Annotated in this window: 21 protein-coding genes; 5 read left to right on the top strand and 16 right to left on the bottom strand. The window is 69.5% G+C overall.

Translation table 11 applies throughout. The features are described from left to right. The first annotated feature begins 377 nt into the window (after window positions 1-377). Complete coding sequence (locus ACFOW4_RS11045) at window positions 378-875, top strand: NUDIX hydrolase (protein ID WP_377526797.1); 498 nt, start codon at window positions 378-380, stop codon at window positions 873-875. A 149-nt stretch (window positions 876-1024) separates the two neighbouring features. On the opposite strand, the gene ACFOW4_RS11040 is transcribed toward ACFOW4_RS11045, so the two are convergent. Then, window positions 1025-1861, bottom strand: coding sequence for a helix-turn-helix domain-containing protein (locus ACFOW4_RS11040; RefSeq protein WP_377526794.1), 837 nt, complete (start codon window positions 1859-1861; stop codon window positions 1025-1027). 335 nt (window positions 1862-2196) lie between these two features. After that, window positions 2197-2703, bottom strand: coding sequence for a GNAT family N-acetyltransferase (locus ACFOW4_RS11035; RefSeq protein ID WP_377526792.1), 507 nt, complete (start codon window positions 2701-2703; stop codon window positions 2197-2199). Window positions 2704-2823: 120 nt separating this feature from the next. Between ACFOW4_RS11035 and ACFOW4_RS11030 the strand changes: the two genes are divergently transcribed. After that, on the top strand, window positions 2824-3006 hold the full coding sequence (locus ACFOW4_RS11030; RefSeq protein WP_377526790.1) for a hypothetical protein: 183 nt from the start codon (window positions 2824-2826) through the stop codon (window positions 3004-3006). Between the two features lie 177 nt (window positions 3007-3183). On the opposite strand, the gene ACFOW4_RS11025 is transcribed toward ACFOW4_RS11030, so the two are convergent. Continuing rightward, window positions 3184-3666 carry a TetR/AcrR family transcriptional regulator gene (locus tag ACFOW4_RS11025; RefSeq protein WP_377526787.1) on the bottom strand — a complete coding sequence of 161 codons (483 nt, stop codon included), beginning with the start codon at window positions 3664-3666 and terminating at the stop codon, window positions 3184-3186. 184 nt (window positions 3667-3850) lie between these two features. Between ACFOW4_RS11025 and ACFOW4_RS11020 the strand changes: the two genes are divergently transcribed. Together ACFOW4_RS11020 and ACFOW4_RS11015 are read left to right on the top strand one after the other, a co-directional pair. Continuing rightward, on the top strand, window positions 3851-4225 hold the full coding sequence (locus ACFOW4_RS11020; protein ID WP_377526785.1) for a nuclear transport factor 2 family protein: 375 nt from the start codon (window positions 3851-3853) through the stop codon (window positions 4223-4225). Between the two features lie 94 nt (window positions 4226-4319). Continuing rightward, window positions 4320-4799 (top strand): YcxB family protein, encoded by a 480-nt coding sequence (locus tag ACFOW4_RS11015; RefSeq protein ID WP_377526782.1) that lies wholly within the window; start codon window positions 4320-4322, stop codon window positions 4797-4799. Between the two features lie 98 nt (window positions 4800-4897). Here ACFOW4_RS11015 and ACFOW4_RS11010 read toward each other — a convergent pair whose 3' ends face one another. The 12 genes from ACFOW4_RS11010 to ACFOW4_RS10955 all read right to left on the bottom strand — a co-directional run bounded on the left by ACFOW4_RS11010 (window position 4898) and on the right by ACFOW4_RS10955 (window position 18494). Continuing rightward, on the bottom strand, window positions 4898-5341 hold the full coding sequence (locus tag ACFOW4_RS11010) for a hypothetical protein (protein WP_377526780.1): 444 nt from the start codon (window positions 5339-5341) through the stop codon (window positions 4898-4900). Between the two features lie 388 nt (window positions 5342-5729). Continuing rightward, window positions 5730-6389 (bottom strand): lactate utilization protein C, encoded by a 660-nt coding sequence (locus tag ACFOW4_RS11005; protein ID WP_377526778.1) that lies wholly within the window; start codon window positions 6387-6389, stop codon window positions 5730-5732. Beyond that, window positions 6386-7840, bottom strand: a complete 1455-nt coding sequence (locus ACFOW4_RS11000; RefSeq protein WP_377526777.1) for a LutB/LldF family L-lactate oxidation iron-sulfur protein — start codon at window positions 7838-7840, stop codon at window positions 6386-6388. Before ACFOW4_RS11000 ends, ACFOW4_RS11005 begins: the two co-directional genes overlap by 4 nt. Further along, window positions 7837-8619 (bottom strand): (Fe-S)-binding protein, encoded by a 783-nt coding sequence (locus tag ACFOW4_RS10995; protein ID WP_377526776.1) that lies wholly within the window; start codon window positions 8617-8619, stop codon window positions 7837-7839. The genes ACFOW4_RS11000 and ACFOW4_RS10995 overlap by 4 nt, the downstream gene beginning before the upstream one ends. 2 nt (window positions 8620-8621) lie before the next feature. Next, complete coding sequence (locus tag ACFOW4_RS10990; protein ID WP_377526774.1) at window positions 8622-10058, bottom strand: rhamnulokinase family protein; 1437 nt, start codon at window positions 10056-10058, stop codon at window positions 8622-8624. Next, on the bottom strand, window positions 10058-12091 hold the full coding sequence (locus tag ACFOW4_RS10985; RefSeq protein ID WP_377526819.1) for a bifunctional aldolase/short-chain dehydrogenase: 2034 nt from the start codon (window positions 12089-12091) through the stop codon (window positions 10058-10060). The genes ACFOW4_RS10990 and ACFOW4_RS10985 overlap by 1 nt, the downstream gene beginning before the upstream one ends. A 37-nt stretch (window positions 12092-12128) precedes the next feature. Then, window positions 12129-13310, bottom strand: a complete 1182-nt coding sequence (gene rhaI / locus ACFOW4_RS10980; protein ID WP_377526773.1) for an L-rhamnose isomerase — start codon at window positions 13308-13310, stop codon at window positions 12129-12131. Further along, window positions 13307-13684 (bottom strand): L-rhamnose mutarotase, encoded by a 378-nt coding sequence (locus ACFOW4_RS10975; RefSeq protein ID WP_377526770.1) that lies wholly within the window; start codon window positions 13682-13684, stop codon window positions 13307-13309. The genes rhaI and ACFOW4_RS10975 overlap by 4 nt, the downstream gene beginning before the upstream one ends. 65 nt (window positions 13685-13749) lie before the next feature. Then, window positions 13750-14838, bottom strand: a complete 1089-nt coding sequence (rhaS, locus tag ACFOW4_RS10970) for a rhamnose ABC transporter substrate-binding protein (RefSeq protein WP_377526768.1) — start codon at window positions 14836-14838, stop codon at window positions 13750-13752. Between the two features lie 32 nt (window positions 14839-14870). Beyond that, a complete protein-coding gene (locus ACFOW4_RS10965) occupies window positions 14871-15926 on the bottom strand; it encodes an ABC transporter permease (protein ID WP_377526766.1) in 1056 nt (351 codons plus the stop codon). Next, on the bottom strand, window positions 15916-16977 hold the full coding sequence (locus ACFOW4_RS10960; protein ID WP_377526765.1) for an ABC transporter permease: 1062 nt from the start codon (window positions 16975-16977) through the stop codon (window positions 15916-15918). The genes ACFOW4_RS10965 and ACFOW4_RS10960 overlap by 11 nt, the downstream gene beginning before the upstream one ends. Then, window positions 16974-18494, bottom strand: coding sequence for a sugar ABC transporter ATP-binding protein (locus ACFOW4_RS10955; RefSeq protein ID WP_377526763.1), 1521 nt, complete (start codon window positions 18492-18494; stop codon window positions 16974-16976). Before ACFOW4_RS10955 ends, ACFOW4_RS10960 begins: the two co-directional genes overlap by 4 nt. A 225-nt stretch (window positions 18495-18719) precedes the next feature. Between ACFOW4_RS10955 and ACFOW4_RS10950 the strand changes: the two genes are divergently transcribed. Then, window positions 18720-19751, top strand: a complete 1032-nt coding sequence (locus ACFOW4_RS10950) for a LacI family DNA-binding transcriptional regulator (protein WP_377526762.1) — start codon at window positions 18720-18722, stop codon at window positions 19749-19751. A 208-nt stretch (window positions 19752-19959) separates the two neighbouring features. Here the strand turns inward: ACFOW4_RS10950 and ACFOW4_RS10945 are convergent, their stop codons facing one another. Then, on the bottom strand, window positions 19960-20994 hold the full coding sequence (locus ACFOW4_RS10945; RefSeq protein ID WP_377526759.1) for a LacI family DNA-binding transcriptional regulator: 1035 nt from the start codon (window positions 20992-20994) through the stop codon (window positions 19960-19962). Window positions 20995-21113: the final 119 nt, after the last annotated feature.

Here is a 21113-nt window from a genome sequence, read left to right as displayed (position 1 = left end):
GACCAGCCACACGTCACCCACGATGCGGATCCACGCTGACAGCACCATCGGGAGCGGAGCGAGACGCTTCCTCCAGCCAGTGAAGGTGCTCTTCGGCCTCAGGGTCGGGTGTGGTGTATCAGGTTGACGTGCTTGGACCGCTCAGCCGGCCGCTTCCGCGCTCTCGCGGCGCGTAACGCAGGTCCTGATAACGATTTGTCACGCACGTCATGAGACCGGACAGCCGACTGCCGGCGATATCCGGTTCCACTTGATGAGTGACGGGCTTGGTGTCAGATGTTGAGTGGCACTTTCGGCTAGGACCACCACATGTCGACGCCGACCCCGCGCAGCCTCTCGCGTCGTCGACGGTGTTCGTTGACCCGTAAGGTGTCCGGATGTCCACGGTGAACCTTCGGCGATCCGCCCGTGCGATCGTCTTCGACGAAGACGACCATGTTCTGCTGTGTCGACTCGCCATCCCCGATTACGCTGGCACGATCGTGGTGTGGGTTGCTCCCGGGGGTGGCGTCGAAGACGGCGAGACACCGCTGGCCGCCCTACGGCGGGAACTGCACGAGGAAACTGGTCTTACCCTCGATGTCGACCCGCCACAGGTCTGGCGCCAGGAGGTCGTCGCGGCCGGGCATGCACCCGGCCACGATGGCGTCGTGAACGACTACTTCCTCGTTCGGACCGCGTCGTTCACGCCGCGCGGTGCCATGACCGATGAAGAACTCGCCGCCGAGCACGTCACTGGCTGGCGCTGGTGGTCACTTTCAGAGATCAGGGATTACCTCGGCCCGGAGCTGTTCTCGCCACGCGACCTCGCCACGCCGTTGGCCGCATTGATCGCGGACGGAGTACCAGACCAACCCGTGCCGCTCGGCCTTTGAACCCCACCCGTGCCGGGAACAAGAGCGCTGAACGGCCGCCAAGTGTCCTGATCTACGGCCAGAGCTGGGTACCTGCCGCGTTGGCGATGCTGGGCGCGCCGCGCCGACGACCCCGACAACCTTGGCTCGCCGTACGTTGGTGTACGACGTCACCTCGCCGACGGTGCCATCCGGGCGGTCTCGCCGATCTGGCGGAGTGATCTCAGGTACTGCCCGGGTGTGATGCCGACAGCGGCGCGGAAGTCGTTGACCAGGTGTGATTGGTCGGCGTAGCCGAGCCGGGCGGCGATGTCGGCTGCGCCCGCCTCGCCCCCCGTCGCGAACTGCCGAGCAACCTCCTGGAGCCGTACCCACCTCCTGACCCACCCCGGGCCGTGACCAATCGTCTCGGAAAGGGCGCGCTGGACGGTCCGCGTCGACGGACCTGCCGGCAGGGGATCGCCCTGGTTGATCGCGGCTACCGCGTCGTTGGCGAGCAGCTGTCGCGCAGTCAATGGCCGCTCGGTTGACATCTCGGCGATGAGCCTCGTTGCCTGGGCGATCCGGGACTCGACGTCCGGGGCGTGGGCAACCGCCCGCATCAGGGCGTGTAGCCGGGCGTCCAGGTCAGGGACGACCGGAAGTGTCCGGTCGGCGATCGCTTTCGGGGCCAGGTCGCTCACGACGGCGAGTCCGGCGGGCCGGAGCCGGATCGCGAACGCTGTGCCCCACCCTGCGATGTCGCGGGTCCACGCATGCCGATGGACCCCGGTCACGACGAGCTCGGCGGGGACGTGGCCCGCTTCGATGGTCAGCGTGACGGCCGGATCGGCGATGATGTGCTGCTCGACGAACTCCCCGTCGGGGAGGTCCCACGCCACCGTCCAGAAGTGGGCGACAACATGGGCGATGGAGGCGTCGGCGTCATGGATCGTCGCCGCGTAGCGCTCCAGGTTCTCCGGGTGCAGAACGCCCGACCGGTCGGCCTGGCCGATCGCCCGCGACATGCTCGTCATTGCGCCAGGTTGCCAGCCCGTGTCGCCAATTTCCAAGACCCTCAGGGCCGCCCCGAGAGGATTGCGGCCATGTACAGCACCATCTACGCCGACACGTTCATCCACAGCGCGGAGGACAGCACGGCGTCCAGCGCGTCCGCTCCGCCGGAGCGGATACCGGCCAGCGTCGCGCAGCGCACGTTTTAATGATCATCGAGGCGCCGTACCGCCACACCTCCGACGACGTAATCTTCACCGTGTGGGCCGACCGGCGCAGAATACCGGAAGCCGGATGTCCCAGCCGTACCCGCGCGTACTCGCCGGCTTGATTCGGCCTGAGCCGACCATTACTCGGCTTCGACCTCGGTGCGATAGGCAGTCAAGCCGCGTCGCTGATAGTTGCGTAGTGCATTCGGATGGTCCAACGAGCATGTGTGCAGCCAAACCCTGCGTACAGCCGGAGACTCCACGGCCTCACTGTCCCATGCTTGCCGGATGGTCAGCGTCAGCGCATGGCCACCGAGGCCCCTCCCGACGTATTCGGGCAACAGCCCAAAGGTGGTGATCTCCACATCTCCGTCAGGCTGGGGTTCCAAATTTGCAACCCCCACGGTCTCGTCCTTCAGGGTGATGAACCAGTACTGGCGCAGCGGACGACACCGCATCAGCTCCTGCCACTCTTCGTTAGTGCGAGACGCACTCCGCCACCCGTAGGGAGCTCCGACTTGCGCATTGGTGGCACGCACGAACGGCAGGCCACCGTCAACGCGCCGTAGGAGAAGTTCCCGCACCACCTTCCCAGGTCGCAGGTCCTTGGCGTTATTCATCTCCAGGTAGGTGACAACCTTTGCCATGCCGGCAGGCTACCCACCGTTCCGAGTAGGCCCAACACGAGCACTTCTGAAAAACGGCCTAGAGCCTGTCCTGCCGATCATGGAACAGCGTGGCAGGGGCGTCTTGGCTAGAGTCTCACCGTGGTTGTGGTCAACATGGTGGAGAAGTTCGGCGCGGACGATTTCCTCGAACGCTTATGGGACCTGCCATCAGAGGCCATCGAGCCGCTGCGCGCGCATGTCGAGGTGACGCTCGACGGGTGGGTCGTGGACGTGTGGGCCATCACAGCGCAGCTCGCCGCCATCGTGGCTCTGCAAAGTTAACGGGGTCAGCCAGTTCTGCAGCTTTCTGTCGCGGGCTTCGGTAACCGTCGCGGCCGGGCCTCGGCGTGAGCGGCGGTCCGTGGCCCCTCGACCGCGGCATTGAGGTTCGTGTGCTGGCGGGCTGGGTGCACTGGTGAAGATTAAGTGGATCCGGGAGTGGCAGGAGACCGTCGCTGATTAGGGCTCGCGGGCGTCGTAGAGGCGCAAGATGCTGTGGCGTAGCGCTGCCGCGGTCTGCGCGGTGGTCATGCGGCCAGCGGCGACTTCGCCGCCGGCAGAATGACCGAGCGCGATGGTCGCGGAGACCAACCAGGCCGGGCTGAGGGTGCCGTCGAACTCGCCGGTGGCCTGGCCGCGCCTGATCAGCCGCTCCAGGCGCTCGTTGACCGCGACATGCTGACGTTCGGAGTCCGCCTGGTTAACGGCGGTCGCCGACGGGTGCAGGAGCAGCGGGTACCGGTCGAACAGCCGCCAGGTGACGTCCAGCCAGCGCAGCAGCGCCTCGGTGACGGTGTCGCTGTCCACGTTGGCGGCGTCGAGGGCGGCGACGGCTTCGGCGGTGATGCGGTCGATGACCGCGGCCACCAGCAGCGGCCGGGACGGGTAATGGGCGTAGACGGTTTGGCGGGTGACGCCAGCTGCGGCGGCGACCTGTTCCACCTTCGCGTCCGGATGCCGACCGAGCACCTGGACGGCGGCGTCGAGTACAGCGGCGGCGCTGCGCTCGGCGTCCGAACGCCGCCGCCGGCGCCGACCACCCGCTATCTCTGACATGTTGTCTAATCTACCGCTGAGGCATTATCGTAGACACGCTGTCAAAGATAAGTCGTTTCAGGGAGAGCAAATGACGCCCCGTACCGATCTGACCAGCTATCTAATCCACTATCCGCAGGAAGCGGGGCTGGGCGAGGAGGATCCGGCGACCGTGCTTGACCGATACCACACGCCGGACTATGAGCTGGTCAACGACGGCGTGCTGCTGGACCGGAAGCGGCTGCTGGATCACATCCGTCCAGCCCGCAAACGGGCAGCCGGTCTCCGTGTCGAGGTGGAGCAGGCGCTGGTGGACGGCGACCATGTCGCCGCCCGGTACCGGCTCATCGCGGAGCTGCGTAAGGGCGGCACCATCACCACGGAGATCTACATGTTCGGGGAGTTGGCTGCTGACGGTCGGCTGCGCCGGGCCATCCAAGCCACCCGGACGGTCCCATCCGAATAGTTCCACAGGTACGTCACGCGGCGCCTCGACGCTGATGACCTCAGTGATTGACGTCGCCAGCAGCGCCCTTTGACGATCAATCTAGGATGCGGAGGTGCAGATCTCCATGCGGGTCCCTTATGACGAAAAACAGCTACGGCGCACACTCCGGTTCATCCTCGGTCCGCAACTGAAGTTCATCCGCTTCATGAGCGGGGTGCTGATCGTCCTCGGCCTCGCCCTGGTGGCACTGGACCCCGCAAGGCTCTTTGCCTATGTGGTCCTGGTCCTCGGCCTGCTGTTCGTGGTCGCGATCGAACCGATCGCAGTGGCTCGGTCGATGCATGCACAGTCCGACGTCATCAAGGACGGGTCTCACATGACCCTGGACACCGAGTGGCTCACGGAGATTTACCCACTCGCCGAGTTGCGGGTTCGGTGGGCCGGCATCGACCGCGTCATCGAGACCCCCGACGTCTGGTACATCATGTTCGGCAAGCTCCAGGGGATCACGATTCCGAAGGGCCTGATGACCGAGGAACAGCGGGCCGAGTTCGCCGCGTTCGTCAAGGGGTTGAAACCCGCCGGTAAGTGACCGCGCCCATCACGAACAGCCAGGAGCCAGGCGGGCCCGACCAGGGCTCCGCCGTGTGGGTGCCGCGGCAGGCCGCACGAGGGCAGCCGCGAGGGCTGTTATGGCCTGTTTCCTGAGTTCTGGCGGCCGTAGCGTCGCTGTCGGTTGAGGATCGCTTCGGCCCACCGATGGTGTTCCTGCACTGCGTGTTCGAAGGTGCCGGCGGGCAGCGACCAAGCGGCATCCTGCGGCTGGCCGAGTCGGCGCAGCTGTGGTGGAATCACGTCCATCCAGCTGAACAGTCCGCCTCGTTCCATCCATCGTTGATGCAGCTCTCGTCCTGTCTCGCTGTGCCAGTAGCAGTTGGTCTCGGGCTGCGCAACGATGAGGTCGGCGGCGACCAAGCGTGCCACGGCCCGGATGAACTCCGCCTCGGTCAGGATGGCGTGGTTGATGCTGTCGGCTTTGCTGATGATCTGGGTGAGTGTGCATCCGTCGTCAGGGCCCGTTCCCTCGATCGAGGAGAAGACCCAGGCGTCCGAGTCGGTCCATTGCTCGGTCATGGTTGAAGGATAAGAACGGGCTGCTCGGCGAGACGCTTGTCGGGCGGTCTGGCGGCCGGCGATGCTGATGCCGCCGCAGGCGTTGACGATCCGGTCGACTTCGACGGCGGTGGTCTGCGGCTCGGGCTGCGGTAGTGGGGGCGCGCCGGCGGGTGCGCTGCGGTTGGCCAGGAGCCGGGCGAGGTCGCGTTGGGACAGCCTTGATGGGCTGGACGTGATGCGGTGCCGTGGGCGGTGAGCACGTGCAGCCGGTCGGTGCCGACCCAGATCGTGACTGGGGTGCCAGCGAGGGTGGGGCCGAGCCATACCTGTTGCTTGGCGACGGTGATGTTGCCCGACGGTGGCACGACCCGGATCAGCTGCACCGGCTGCGGGCGGGTGGTGGATTTCATCGAGCGCCCTCGCCCACACCGGGCTGCAGGGGTGACCCACCGGAGTGGTGTGCACGGGGTGGGACGATCACTACGTGCAGGTGGCGGGGGCCGTGGACGCCCTCGACCCGGTTGAGTTCGATGTCACTGGTCGCTGACGGGCCACTGATCCAGGTGAGTGGGCGGTGGGGATCGAGGCGCGCGAGGGCGTCCGGCACCCCCGCGACGACCTGGTCGACACGCAGCACGCAGATGTGCACGTCGGGCAGGAGCGTGATGACCCGCCGACCCTGGTCGGCGGCCGCGTCGAGGATGACGGTCCCGGTCTCGGCGACCGCCACCGCCGCTGCGGTGACCACCCCGTCGGCAGTGGCGATCTCTTCGGTCGGGAGATCGTCGTCGGTGAGCGCCTCGACGGTGTCGGGCAGCCAGTGCCGGGGCAGCCCTGCCGGGATCACGACCCGCCGTCCGCCGAGAATCGTGTCGACGATCTGCGCCACCTCGCCGTCGGAGCACTGGTGCACCGTCGCCCGGTAGTCGGTGAGCCGGTGCACGAGGACGTCGAGGTGCACGGCACCGCCAGCCGGTCGATAGTCGCGCGCGACCTCACCTGGGGAGCCTGGTGGCGGGCCGAGAGCCGCACGTAGCCGACCGAGGATCACGTCGCGGGAGGTCATCGTTGCGCCCACCATTCGCGGAAGGTCTGCGGAGGCGGCTGCGGTAGGTCGCGGCCGACGGTCCAGCCGGACAGCGGGGGAGGAAGGCCCCGGCCACGCCGGCCGGCGAAGCGGGCGAGCCGCGACCCGCGCTGGGCGGCCTCGTACAAGGGCAGGTGGTCCATGGTGTACGCGGCGGCGGCCATGGTGATCGCCTCGGCGCTCGGCATGCGATGGTCGCTCCGGTACGCCGTCACGTGCTCCGCGCGCAGGTGTACCAGGATCGACGGGATGTCGATCTTCACCGGGCAGGCGTCGAAACACGCGCCGCAGAGGGAGGAGGCGTACGGCAGGGAGGCGTTGTCCTCGACGCCGGTCAGCTGGGGCGAGAGCACGGCGCCGATCGGTCCGGGATAGACGGACCCGTACGCGTGGCCACCGGCACGCTCGTAGACGGGGCAGACGTTCAGGCAGGCCGAGCAACGAATGCAGTGCAACGCCTGACGGCCAACCTCGTCGGCGAGCACCGCGCTACGGCCGTTGTCCAGCAGCACAAGGTGGAAGTTCTTCGGCCCGTCGTCGGGAGTGACGCCCGTCCACATCGACGTGTACGGGTTCATCCGCTCGCCGGTGGAGGCCCGGGGCAGCAGTTGCAGGAACACCTCCAGGTCCGCCCAGGTGGGGATGACCTTCTCGATGCCCATCACGGTGATCAGGGTGTCCGGCAGGGTGAGGCACATCCGGCCGTTGCCCTCGGATTCGACCACGGCCAGGGTGCCGGTCTCGGCGACCGCGAAGTTCGCCCCGGAGATCGCGACCCGGGTGCTGAGGAATGTGCGGCGCAGGTGACGACGGGCCGCCGCTGCCAGGATCGCGGGTTCATCGGTCAGCGCCGGGTCCACGCCGGGCATCTCGCGGAGGAAGATGTCGCGGATCTCCGCCCGGTTGCGGTGGATCGCGGGGACCAGGATGTGGCTGGGCTTGTCCCGGCCGAGCTGGACGATCAGCTCGGCGAGATCGGTCTCGACCGGTTCGATGCCGGCGGCCTCCAGCGCCTCGTTGAGGCCGATCTCCTGGGTGGCCATCGACTTGACCTTCATGACCCGGTCACTGCCGGTGGCGGTGACCAGGTCGGTGACGATCCGGTTGGCCTCGACGGCGTCGACCGCCCAATGCACGGTGCCGCCCGCGGCGGTGACCGCCGTCTCCAACTGGTCGAGCAGCTCCGGCAGGCGGGCCATGGTGTCGGCCTTGATGGCCCGGCCGGCCTCGCGCAGTTCCTCCCAGTCGGGGACCTCGCTGATGACGGCAGCCGACTTGGCCCGGATGGTGGCGGTGGCGTGGCCGAGGTTGCGGCGTAGTTGGGCGTCGGCGAGGCTGCGCCGGGCCGCGACCGGGAACGGCTCGTCGCCGCGCAGGTGCCCGACACCGCGCGGTGCGGTGGCCGGCATGCCGAGGAAGGTGCGGGTCATGCCGGCACCCCGCCGGTCCGCGGCTGCGGCTGCTCGATCGGGTCGGCGGCGGCCTCGGTGCTGGCCAGGATCTCCGCGAGGTGCACGGTGCGTACGCCGGTGCGCAGTCGGGCCAGGCCACCACCTATGTGCATCAGGCAGGAGGCGTCGCCGGCGGTGCAGACGTCGGCCCGGGTGGCGAGTACGTGACGCATCTTGTCTGCCAGCATCGCCGTCGAGGTGTCCGCGTTCTTCACCGCGAACGTGCCGCCGAAGCCGCAGCACTGCTCGGCCTGCGGCAGCTGCACCAGGTCCAGGCCGCGGACCGCACGCAACAGCCGCAGCGGCTTGTCGCCCACCCGGATCATCCGCAGCGAGTGGCACGTCGGGTGGTAGGTCACCCGGTGCGGATAGTAGGCGCCGACGTCGGTCACCCCGAGCACGTCGACGAGCAGCTCCGACAGCTCGTACGTGCGACTCGCGACGTCCTCGGCCCGGCTGGCCAACCGCTCGTCGCCGGCTCGACGGGCGACCAGCGCGTGCTGGTGGCGCACTGAGCCGACGCACGAACCGGATGGGGCCACCACCACGTCGTACGGGGCGAAGGTCCGCACGTGCCGACGTACCAGCCGCAGCGCGTCGTCCGGGTAGCCGGTGTTGATGTGCATCTGCCCGCAGCAGGTCTGGTCCTGCGGAAAGACGACCTCGTGACCGAGCCGTTCCAGCAGCCGCACCGTCGCCTTGGCCGCCTCGGGGAACAGGGTGTCGGCCAGGCACGTGACGAACAGGGCTATGCGCATGCTCAGTCCTCCCATCCGAGACGTCGGGCAGCCGCCCGCCACGCTGCCGCGTCGCGGCGTGGCTCGTACCGCACGATCTGTTGAGTCAGCCGCAGCACGGACCGCAGCGACGCCAGGTCACCGCCGATCACGCCGAGGGCGCGGGCCTGTACCAGCGCGTTGCCCAGAGCGGTGGCCTCGACCGGCCCGGCCAGCACGGGCAGGCCGCAGGCGTCGGCGGTGAGCTGACACAGCAGGTCGTTGCGGGCGCCACCGCCGACGACGTGCACGGCGTCGACGTGCCGACCGGATAGTCGTTGCGCCTGCTGGACTGCGCGCCGGTGCGCCAGCGCGAGGCTGTCCAGGATGCACCGGACCGTGGCGGCGGGGCTGTCCGGCGGCGGTTCCCCGGTACGCCGACAGACTTGCGCGATGCGTGCGGGCATGTCGCCGGGTGGCAGGAAGATGGGATCGTCGGGATCCACCACGCAGCGGAAGGCCGGTTCCTCGGCCGCCTGCCGGAGCAGGGCGGGCAGGTCCGTGGTCCCCCAGGCGCGCAGCGACTCCTGCAGTGGCCAGAGCCCCATCACGTTACGCAGGTAGCGGATCGTGCCGTCGATGCCGGCTTCGTTGGTGAAGTTGGCCCGCCGGCTCGGTTCGCTGAGCACCGGGGCGTCCAGCTCGACCCCGACCAGAGACCACGTGCCGCAGGAGATGTAGGCGAAGTGCTCACTGGCCGCCGGCACACCGACCACCGCCGAGGCCGTGTCATGCGATGCCACCGCTACGACGTGGGGCGATCCGGGTAGGTCGAGCGCGGGCAGGACCGGACCGATCCGGGTGCCCGGCTCGCGCAGTGGCGGGAACAGCTCGCTGCGGATCCCGGCGTCGGTCATCAGATCGGTCGCCCAGGCGCGGCGACGCAGGTCGTACAGCTGGGTGGTGGAGGCGTTGGTGACTTCGGCGCCGACCTCACCCGTGAGCCAGTACGCGATGAGGTCCGGAATCAGCAGCAGCCGGTGCGCGGCCTCCAGCTGGGGTGTACCGGCGGCGGCGGCGAGTTGGTAGAGGGTGTTGAAGGGCAGGTGTTGCAGCCCGGTCGTGGCATAGAGCCGCTCCGGTCCGAGCTGCTTCGCCACCCGGTCGCTGACGCCCTCGGTGCGCCCGTCGCGGTAGTGCACCGGGTTGCCGAGCAGTGCGCCAGTGGCGTCGAGCAGCCCGTAGTCGACCGCCCAGGTGTCGATGCCGAGGCCGGCGACCGGGCCGGCAGCCCTCAGCCCGTCCAGCGCGCCCCGGTAGAGCGCCAGGACGTCCCAGTGCAGGGTGCCCGCGACCTGCACCGGTTCGTTGCGGAACCGGTGCGCTTCCGTCAGATCCAGCGTCCCCGGCCCGACGCGCGCGAGCATGACCCGACCGCTGGACGCGCCCACGTCCACGGCGGCCAGTCGCACGGCGCTCATCAGCGGAGAAAGGCCGCAGCGACACCGGCGTCCACCGGGACGTGCAGACCCGTGGTGTGCGACAGTTCGCCGCCGGTGAGCACGAAGACCGCGTTGGCGACGTGCTCGGGCAGGACCTCTCGCTTGAGCAGGGTGCGCTGGGCGTAGAACTCGCCCAGCTTCTCCTCCGGCACGCCGTAGACGGCCGCCCGTTGGGCACCCCAGCCTCCGGCGAAAATCCCGGAGCCGCGGACCACCCCGTCCGGGTTGACACCGTTCACCCGGATGCCGTGGCCGCCGAGTTCGGCGGCGAGCAGCCGGACCTGGTGCGCCTGGTCGGCCTTCGCCGCCCCGTACGCCACGTTGTTCGGGCCGGCAAACAGCGAGTTCTTGCTGGAGATGTAGACGATGTCTCCGCCCATGCCCTGCGCCAGCAGCACCCGCGCGGCCTCCCGGGATACGAGGAACGAGCCCTTCGCCATCACGTCGTGCTGGATGTCCCAGTCCGCCTCGGTCGTCTCGAGCAACGACTTGGACAGCGAGAGCCCGGCATTGTTGACGACCAGGTCCACCCCGCCGAAGGCCAGCACCGCCTCGCGCAGGGCGGCGGCCACGGCCTCACCGTCGCTGACGTCGGCGGCGACGGCGACCGCCACGTCGGCGCTGCCGATCTCGGCGGCGACAGCGGCGGCCGCCTGTGCGTCACGGTCGGCGACCACGACACACGCGCCCTCGACGGCGAGCCGGTGGGCGATCGCCCGCCCGATGCCGGAGCCACCTCCGGTGACGAACGCGACCCGCGTGGCGAGGGCCTTCGGCTTCGGCATGCGCTGGAGCTTCGCCTCCTCCAGGGCCCAGTACTCGATCCGGAACTTCTCGGCCTCGTCGATCGGCGCATACCTCGACACTGATTCCGCGCCACGCATCACGTTGATGGCGTTGACGTAGAACTCGCCGGCGACCCGGGCGGTCTGCTTGTTGGCACCGAAACTGAACATGCCCACACCGGGCACCAGGACCACGGCCGGGTCGGCACCGCGCATCGGCGGGCTGTCCGGGGTGGCGTGCCGCTCGTAGTAGGCGCGGTAGTCGTCACGGTAGGCGGCGTGCAGTTCCCGAAGCCGGGCGATCACGTCTTCGACAGGCGCGACGGGCGGCAGGTCGAGCACCATCGGTCGGACCTTGGTACGCAGGAAGTGGTCCGGGCAGGAGGTGCCGAGCGCGGCGAGCGCGGGGTGCTTCTCCCGCGCGACGAAGTCCAGCACCACGTCACTGTCGGTGAAGTGGCCGACCTGCGGCCGATCGGTGGACGCCAGGCCCCGCAGCACCGGAAACAACGCCGCCGCCCGCCGCCGCCGCTCATCGGTCGGCAGCGGCTCGTAGCCGCTGATGACCGGGCCGAGCGGCTCGACCTTCCCCCGCTGGTCGAGGAACGCCTGCGCGGACCGGATAATCTCCAGCGAGTTACGCTCGCACTCGTCACTGGTCGTGCCCCACGCGGTGATGCCGTGCCCGCCGAGGATCACGCCGATCGCCTGCGGGTTGGCCCGCGCCACCGCGGCGATGTCCAGGCCGAGCTGGAATCCGGGCCGCCGCCACGGGACCCACAACACCCGGTCGCCGAAGATCTCCTTGGTCAGCTCGGGCCCGTCGGCGGCCGCGGCGATCGCGATGCCGGCATCGGGGTGCAGGTGGTCGACGTGCGCCGCGTCGACCAGTCCGTGCATCGCGGTGTCGATGGACGGCGCCGCCCCGCCCCGGCCGTGCAGGCAGTAGTCGAACGCGGCGACCATCTCGTCCTCCCGCTCGATCCCGGGGTAGACCTCGACGAGGGCGCGGAGCCGGTCCAGCCGCAGCGCGGCCAGACCGGCCGGGGTCAGGGTGCCGAGGTCGCCGCCGGAGCCCTTGACCCAGAGCAGCTCGACCGGGCCACCGGTGACCGGGTCGGTGGCCGCACCCTTGGCGGAGGTGTTGCCCCCGGCGTAGTTCGTCGTGGTCGGGTCGGCGCCGAGCCGGTTGCTGCGCGCGATCAGCGCCTGAACCTCGGATTGCATCGTCCTCACGTCCCCAGTCTGCGTTTCTCAAGCGTGGTCAGGCGCCCCAGCCGGCCTGCTGGCCGCCGGCGCGTTCGGCGCGGATCTTGTCGAAGTAGCCGGAGCGGGCGTACGCGGCCATCGGGTCCGGATCCAGGCCCAGGTCCGTACGAAGCTCGGCGAGCAGCGGCCGGACGTCGGTGTTGTACGCGTCCATCAGCACCGCGTTGGCGGCGAGCACGTCACCGCTGCGTTGCGCGGCGGCCAGCGCGTCAGCGTCGACGAGCAACGCCTTCGCGGTCGCCTCCTGCACGTTGAGCACCGAGCGGATGATGGCCGGGATCTTCGCCTCGATGTTGTGGCACTGGTCGAGCATGAACGCGATGCCGGCCTCCGGCGCCAACGCGTCGCCCCGGACGATCTCGTACATGATCCGGAACAGCTGGAACGGGTCCGCGGAGCCGACCATCAGGTCGTCGTCGGCGTAGAAGCGGGAGTTGAAGTCGAACGCGCCGAGCTTCCCGGCGCGCAGCAGGAACGCCACGATGAACTCGATGTTCGTGCCCGGCGCGTGGTGCCCGGTGTCGATGACCACCTGCGCTTTTGGGCCCAGCTCCAGGCAGTGCGCGTAGGCGGTGCCCCAGTCCGGCACGTCCGTGGTGTAGAAGGCCGGCTCGAACAGCTTGTACTCCAGCAGCAGCCGTTGGTCGTCGCCGAGCCGGTCGTAGGTTTCGCGCAGCGCCGCCGCGAGCCGGTCCTGCCGGGCGCGGATGTCGTCCTGGCCTGGGTAGTTGGTGCCGTCGGAGAACCAGAGCTTCAGGTCCCGGGATCCGGTGCGGTCCATGATGTCCACGCACTCGAGCAGGTGGTCGATGGCCTTGCGGCGCACCCCCGGATCCGGGTTGGTGACGCTGCCCAGTTTGTAGTCGTTGTCCTGGAAGACGTTGGCGTTGATCGCGCCCAGGCTGACGCCGTGGTCCTGGGCGTACGCGGCCAGGTCGGCGTAGTCGTCGACGCGGTCCCACGGAATGTGCAGGGCCACCGTCGGTGCGACGCCGGTGAGCTGGTGCACGACCGCCGCGTCGGCGATCTTCTCGTAAGGGTTGCGCGGCACACCCTCCTGCGGGAACACCTTGAACCGGGTTCCGGAGTTGGCGTACGCCCAGGACGGGGTTTCGATGCGCTGGCCGCGCAGGGCCCGCCTGACCCGCTTCAGGGTCTGCGCGTCGAGCTGCGTCATGGTGTCTCTCCCGTCTGTACGGCGGACCGCGCCGCAGGATCTGCGGCAAGCTGCGCCTCAAGGTTGAAGACCTCGTCCAACGGCCGCATGGCGCGGTCGGGGGCGCCGTCGTCGAGGTCGACGAAGTACGGCGCCATCTCCGCCTGCCAGCGGGCGTTGACGTCGCTGGCCCGCATGGCGGCCTGGGCCGCCGCGAAGTCGTCGGTGACCAGATAGCCCACGAGCAGGCCGTCGTCGCGGAGGAAGAGCGAGTAGTCGTGCCAGCCGCTCTCGGCCAGGGCGGTGAGCATCTCCGGCCAGACCCGCGAGTGGCGGGCGCGGTACTCGTCCAGTCGGTCTGGGTCGACCTGGAGGGTGAAGCAGACGCGGGGCATGGTTCTCCCGTCGGCTCCCCCGGTCGGTGCGGCGCGGCGTGCGCCGGCACCGACCGGGAGGGCGGTCAGAACTGGAACTGGTCGATGTTGTTCTTGTCGAAGACCGTGGGCGGGCCGAGGATGACCACCCCGTCCTTCCCGACGGTGAACTCGCCGAGCTTGCCGGCCTTGAACTTGTCACCCTCGGCGCCGGTGATCTGGCCGGAGGCAAGTGCCGCGCCGGCGTACGCCGCCAGGTAACCGAGGTCGGCCGGGCTCCACAGGGCGAACGCTTCGACGGTGCCGTCCTTGACGTACTGGCGCATCTGGTTCGGGGTGCCCAGCCCGGTCAGCTTGACCTTGCCCTTGTACTGCGACCCGCTGAGGTAACGGCCGGCCGCCGCGACACCGACCGTGGTCGGGGAGATGATGCCTTTGAGGTTGGGGTACGACTGGAGCAGACCCTGGGTCTCCTGGAAGGACTTCTGGTCGTCGTCGTTGCCGTACGCCACGGTGACCAGCTTGATCTTGCTGTATTCGGGCTTCTTCAGCTCGTTCTTCATCAGCGCGATCCAGGCGTTCTGGTTGGTCGCGTTGGCGGTGGCGGAGAGGATGGCGATCTCGCCCTCGCCGCCGATCTGCTGCGAGATGAGCTTGACCTGGTTCTCGGCGATGCCCTCGGCGGTCACCTGGTTGACGAAGATCTGGCGGCACTCCGGCTTGGTGTCCGAGTCGAAGGTGACGATCTTCGCGCCGGCCGCCTTCGCCTGGTTGAGCGCCCCGCAGATCGCGTTCGGGTCGTTGGCCGAGGTGACGATCACGTCCATGCCCTGCTGGGACAGGGTGTTGATGTAGCTGACCTGGGAGGAGGCGCTGGCCTCGGAGGGCCCGACCTCCTTGAACTCGCCCTTGAACTCGGTGACCGCGTCCTTGCCGCCGTTGTCCGAGACGGTGAAGTAGGGGTTGTTCAGGGCCTTCGGCAGGAAGGCGATCTTCAACCCTTCCTTGATGGCGGCGTCGGGATTGGCCGCGCCGCTCGCCTGGTTGCCGGCGCCGCCGTCGTTGTTGGAGTTGTCCCGGGTGGTGCCGCCACAGGCGGCGCTGAGCAGCAGTGCGGCGACGGCGAGGCTGGTGGCCCCGACACGGAGGCCTCTGCGGTATGCGGACATCGTCATCCTTCCGGGGGTGATAGGTGTGCGGGGGAGCGTCACGAAGCGACGGGGTGCCGCTGTCGTCGACGGTGCAGCCGGGCGCGGATGTCCGCGACGGCGTTGGGCAGCACGACGGATGCGATGAGCAGGCTGCCGGTGACGATCGTCAGCGCGTTGGCGTCGACGTCGGCGAGTTGCAGCGCGTTGCGCAGGACGCCGAGGAGCAGCACGCCGGCCAACACACCGAGCAGAGCACCCCGACCGCCGAAGATCGAGACACCGCCGAGCAGCACGGCGGTCACCACGGTCAACTCCAGGCCGGTGGCGTTGTCGCCGCGGGCGCTGGCGTAGCGCAGGGTCCAGAAGATGCCGACCAGCCCGCACACCGCGCCGGAGACCACGAAGAGCCAGAACTTCGTCCGGGCCACCGAGACGCCGGTGAAGGTGGCGGCCTGGTCGTTGTTGCCCATGGCGTAGAGCGCGCGACCGACAGCGGTGGCGTGCAGCACGACCCCGAAGATCACTGCGAGCAGCAGCAGCGGGACCACCACGACCGGGATCGACGTGCCGGGAATGGTGCGCACCACGGCGACGGTCCAGTCGGCCGGGAAGTCCGCGACCGCCTGATCGCCCAGCACCACGAAGGACAACCCCCGGTAGAGGGCGAGCGTGCCGATGGTCACCGCCAGCGACGGCAGACCGAAGCCGGTGACGAAGAGGCCGTTCACCGCGCCGAGCACGGCGCCGAGCAGCACCACCAGGACGCAGATCAGCTCCAGGGACAGCCCGCTGGTGAGCCAGAGCTGCCCCATCAACGTGCTGCACAACCCAACCATGCTGGCCACCGAGAGATCGATCTCACCGGTTATCACGATCAGGGTCATCGGCAGCGCGATGAGCGCCAGCGGCATCAGGTCGAGCAGCAGGAACTGGGCGTTGCGTCCGGTGGCGAAATTCTCCACGGTCAGGCTGGCGACCAGCACGGCCACCACGAGGGCGGCGACGATCACCGCGTCCCAGGAGCCGAACAGCCCGCGCAGGCTGGCGAGGCGGCCCGCGCCGGGCTCGGCCTCGGCGGTGGGCGGTGCGGCGTACAGGCTGTCATGCGCCATGCGCGCTTCTCCCTCGGAGCCGGGCCGCCACCCGCAGGGCCAGGAGCCGGTCCAGCCCGATGGCGGCGAGGATGAGTGCGCCGACCACGGCCTGCTGCCAGAACGGGTCGATGCGCAGGACGGCGAGTGAGCTGCCGATCGTGGTCAGCAACACGGCGCCGAGCGCCGCGCCGTACGCGCTGCCGCTGCCGCCGAAGATCGCCACCCCGCCGACCACGGCGGCGGCGACGACCTGGAGTTCCAGGCCGCTGCCGGCGGCTGCGTCGAGGGTGCCGAACCGGGCCGCGTACAGCACACCGGCGAGCCCGGCGAGGGCGCCGCTGGCGACGAAGACCGCGAACACCCGTCGGCCCACCGGGATGCCGGAGAGCCGGGCGGCGGCCGGTTCGGAGCCGATCGCGTACAGCTCCCGGCCGCTGCGGTAGGAGCGCAGGTAGATACCGACGACGGCGACGACGACCAGCGCGACGAGGAACAGCACGGGTACGCCGAGCACGGTCTGGTTGCCCAGCCGCAGGAACGACGGGGGCATGTCGGCGGCGTTGATCTGCCGGCCGGACGCCCAGTAGTAGTCGACGCCGCGGAAGGCGTAGAGGGTGCCGAGGGTGATGACCAGGGCGGGCACCCGGGCCACCGCGATCAGGCCGCCGTTGACCGCGCCACACAGTGCGCCCAGCGCGACACCCACCACGAGCGCCACGGGCCAGGGCGTGCCGGGCGCGGAGAGGAACAGCGAACCGGTGGCGAAGGCGACCAGACCCAGGATCGAGCCGACGGAGAGGTCGACGTTGCGCGTGACGATGACCAGGGTCTGGCCGACCGCCAGGATCACGAGGATCGCGCAGCCGAGCAGCAGATCCTTGATGCTCTGGCCGCTCAGGAACCGATCGTTGCGCAGGGTGGTCACCAGGACCAGCAGGCCGAGCGCGATCAGCAGGCTCAGCTCGCGTACGGCGAGCAGCCGTTCGGTGCGGCTGCGGCGCTGCCGACCGGGGTCGGTCGGGGCGTTCCCGGCGGCCCGTTCGGGCGCGCCGGCGTCGGTGAGGCTCATGAGGTCGCTCCTTGACCGGTGGCGGCGAACATGATGGAGGTCTCGTCCGCCTCGGCCCGGGGCAGCTCGCGGACCAGTCGTCCCTCGTGCATCACGAGAACCCGGTCGGCCATGCCGAGCACCTCGGGCAGTTCGCTGCTGATCATGAGGATCGCCAGGCCCTCGCCGGCCAGCTCCGAGAGCAGCCGGTGCACCTCGGCCTTGGTGCCGACGTCGATGCCACGGGTGGGTTCGTCGATGATCAGGACCCGTGGTTCGGTGGCCAGCCACTTGGCGAGGACGACCTTCTGCTGGTTGCCACCGGAGAGGGTCGCCACGGGCGCGCCGAGCCGGGAGGCCTTCACCTGTAGCCGTCGCGTCCAGTGGCGGGCCTCGGCGCGCTCGGCGCCGCCGAGCAGGAGGCCCAGCCTGCTCAGTGCCCGGCGGCGGGCCAGGGTGGCGTTGCGCTCCACCGACAGCTCCATGACCAGGCCCTGCTGCCGTCGGTCCTCGGGGACCAGCGCCATGCCGGCGCCGATCGCCCGGCCTGGGTTGCCCGCCGGGACGGCGCGGCCGGCCACCAGCACCTCGCCCGTGTCGTAGCGGTCGACGCCGAAGACGGCGCGGGCGACCTCGCTGCGCCCGGCGCCGACCAGCCCGGCGAGCGCGACGATCTCCCCGCCCCGGACGGAGAACGACACGTCGGTGAAGACGCCGGCCCGGGTCAGCCCACGGACCTCGAGCAGCGTGTCCCGCAGCTCGGCGTCCTGCTTCGGGTAGAGCGAGGAGACGTCCCGGCCGACCATGCGCCGCACCACCTCGTCGACGGTCAGGTCGGCGGCGTGGTCGCTGGAGACCCAGGCGCCGTCGCGCAGCACGGTGACGCGGTGGCACAGGTCGAACACCTCGTTGAACCGGTGCGAGATGAACAGCACGGCCGCCCCACCCTCGCAGAGCGCCCGCGCGACTGCGAAGAGCCGTTCGACCTCCACACCGGAGAGCGCGGCGGTGGGCTCGTCCATGACCAGGACGCGGGCGTCGAACGAAATGGCCTTGGCGATCTCGACGAGCTGCTGGTCGGCGATGGACAGGCCACGCGCGGGGCGGGTCGGGTCGATCCGGACCCCCAGCCGCTGGAACAGCCGCTCGGCGTCGCGGTTCATCGCGGCGGTGTCGATGCGACGCAGGCCGCGCAGCGGTTGCCGACCCATGAAGATGTTCTCCGCCACGGAGAGGTCCGGAAAGAGCGTCGGCTCCTGGTAGATGACCGCGATGCCGGCGGCCCGGGCGTCGGCGGGACCGCGCAGTCGCAGCGGTTGCCCGTCCAGGTTCATCTCCCCGGCGTCCGGCGCGTGCGCGCCGGCCAGAACCTTCACCAGAGTGGACTTTCCCGCCCCGTTCTCGCCGACCAGGGCGTGGGCCTCACCGGGGTGCAGCGCCAGGTGCACCCCGCGCAGCGCGGCGACGGCCCCGAAGGACTTCGTCACGCCGTCGAGGACCAGCAGCGGAGCCTGGGTGCCCGGTGCGTCGACGGTCATCTGCACCCCTCCTGAATCGTTTCATGCGCCGTTGCATGGACGGTAGGGGTCGGCCTTCGAGAGCGTCAAGAGTTTCGTTGCTAATTCTTTGCTGTTGCTGACAGGGGCTCCGGGGCCGACTCGCAGTGCTGCTCGGGAGGTGGATGAAACGTTTTAGGCGCTATACACTGCCGAGCAGCCCGGCCAGCACGGGCCGCGACCACCGTACGGAGCGTCTGGGGAGTCATGGCAACGGCGAACATCAAGGAGGTCGCTCGGCACGCCGGGGTTTCCCTCGGCACCGTGAGCAACGTGCTCAACCGACCCGACACGGTTTCGCCCGCCACCCGTCAGCGGGTGCTCGACGCCATCACCACCCTCGGCTACGTCCGCAACGACTCCGCTCGTCAACTGCGCGCCGGGCACAGCCGCACCGTCGCCATCGTCGTCCTGGACGTGGCCAACCCGTTCTTCACCGACGTGGTCCGGGGGGCCGAACAGGTGATCGAGGGCGCCGGCGCCATGCTCGTCGTCTGCAACAGCGGCGAGGACAGCGCCCGGGAGCGCCGCCACCTGGAGCTGCTGGAGGAGCAGCGGGTCCGTGGTGTGCTCATCACCCCGGTCGACCACGGCCCGCAGCCCACCCTGGACAGGCTCATCGAGCGAGGCATCCCGGTGGTGCTGGTGGACCGGGGAACGGGCCGGGCGAACCGTTGCTCGGTGGCGGTCGACGACGTGCTCGGCGGCCGACTCGCCATGGACCACCTGCTGGATCAGGGCCACCAACGCATCGCCTACCTCGGTGGCCCGCTCACCATCGCCCAGGTCGCCGACCGGCACGCCGGGGCCGCCGCAGCTCTGCAGGACCGCGGCCGCGCCGCTGAACTCCGCGTGGCGGTGACCACCAGCCTGACCGTCGCCGCAGGCCGACGTGCCGCCGAGGAGCTGCTCGCGTTGCCGGTCCGCAAGCGCCCGACCGCCGTGTTCTGCGCCAACGACCTGATCGCGCTCGGTGTGCTCCAGGAGCTGACCGCGCGCGGCGTGCGGGTGCCGATCGACGTGGCCATCGTCGGCTACGACGACATCGAGTTCGCCGGTGCCGCGGCGGTGCCACTGTCGTCGGTGCGCCAGCCCCGCGACCAGCTCGGCCGCGCCGCGGCGGAGCTGTTGCTCGAAGAGGCCGAGTCCGGCGACACGCACCGGCACCGGCACGTGGTGTTCCAGCCCGAGCTGGTCGTACGCCGATCCAGCGAACAGCCCCGACGCACCCGGCGCTGACCGGCCTCATCGACCAGGTGTGTGCCACCACCCCGTCCACCACCACCTGGTAGTCCTTGAGCTGCGGCCCGTCGTACGTCTCCACCGACCGCGGCACGAACGGTTCACCGGGCCGGACCGCGAGATCGAACTCGAACCAACCGCCGGGTCCAGGACCTCCGAGGTGCGGGGCCGAGGGGCTCCCCGGTGGCAGGGGTTGCCGTCGGGACTACAGGGGCGCTGTCGTCCGCCGGACGGCGAGGGTGGGGGAGAGCTTCACCTGGGTTGTCGGCCGACTGCCGTCGGTGATGCGGTCGAGCAGTAGTCGGGCGGCGTTGGTGCCGATCTGGTGACCAGCCTGGTCGACGGTGGTCAGTGAGATCGGACCGAAGGCGGCGAAGGTGGTGTTGTCGTAGCCGGCGACGGAGATGTCGGCGGGCGCCGACAGGCCAGCATCGGCGAGGGCGTCCAGGACTCCCATGGCGACGATGTCGGCGCCGGCGAAGATGGCCGTCGGCCGTTGCGGCCGGGCGAGCAGCTGCTTCGCGCCGAGATAGCCGCCCTGCTGGGTGTAGGTGGTGGAGGCGATGTCGATGTGCTCGTCGAGGCCGTGAGCACGCATGGCGTGGCGGTAGCCGTCGGCGCGCACGGCGTTCGGCATCTCGGTGAGCCGTATCGGATTGGTCTCGTGATGTTCGATGTGGGCGATCCGGCGGTGCCCGAGCTCGACGAGGTGAGCGACGATCAGGCCGGCGCCGATGAAGTCGTCGTCTGCGACGGTGTCGTAGACAGCCGAGCGTCCGTGCCGGCCGACGACGACGGTGGGTACGGTGCGGGCGATGCGTTCCAGGCGCTGCCGGGAGGTCAGCGGGGCGATGAGGATGACACCGTCCATGTTGCGGTCGATCATCGCGTCGGTGACGTGGGCTTCGCCGGGCTCGCTGTTGCAGGACGCGGCGATCAGCACCTGGTAGTCGGTGCCGTCCAGCTGAGCGTTGACGCCGTCGAGGATGTCGGCGAAGAACGGGTTGCGGAGGTCGGGCAGCATCACGCCGATGGTGTAGGTCTGGCCGCGAAGCCCGCGGGCGGACGCCGACGGGCGATAGCCTAGTTCGTCGATGGCCGCACGGACCTTGGCCTGCATCTGCGGGCTGGCGCCGTATGCGTTACGCAGCACCTTGGACACGGCGGTGGTGGACACCCCGGCATGTCTGGCGACGTCGATGATCGTGACGCGGCGCGTCGGTGCTGGCGGTCTCGGCATCCGATCTCCTCATTCCGAAAAACGTTGCCCAGTTTAGGGATGCCACGTCTCCATGGCGAGGCCTCAGGGTGATCAAGACGATCGCCGTCCCCATCTGGTCTGCCAGCGCTTCGACCGGT

This window comes from Micromonospora sp. GCM10011542 (assembly GCF_042650685.1).
Lineage (GTDB): Bacteria > Actinomycetota > Actinomycetes > Mycobacteriales > Micromonosporaceae > Micromonospora.
Note: the sequence above shows the minus strand (reverse complement) of the source record. Positions and strands in the feature narration are given on the sequence as shown.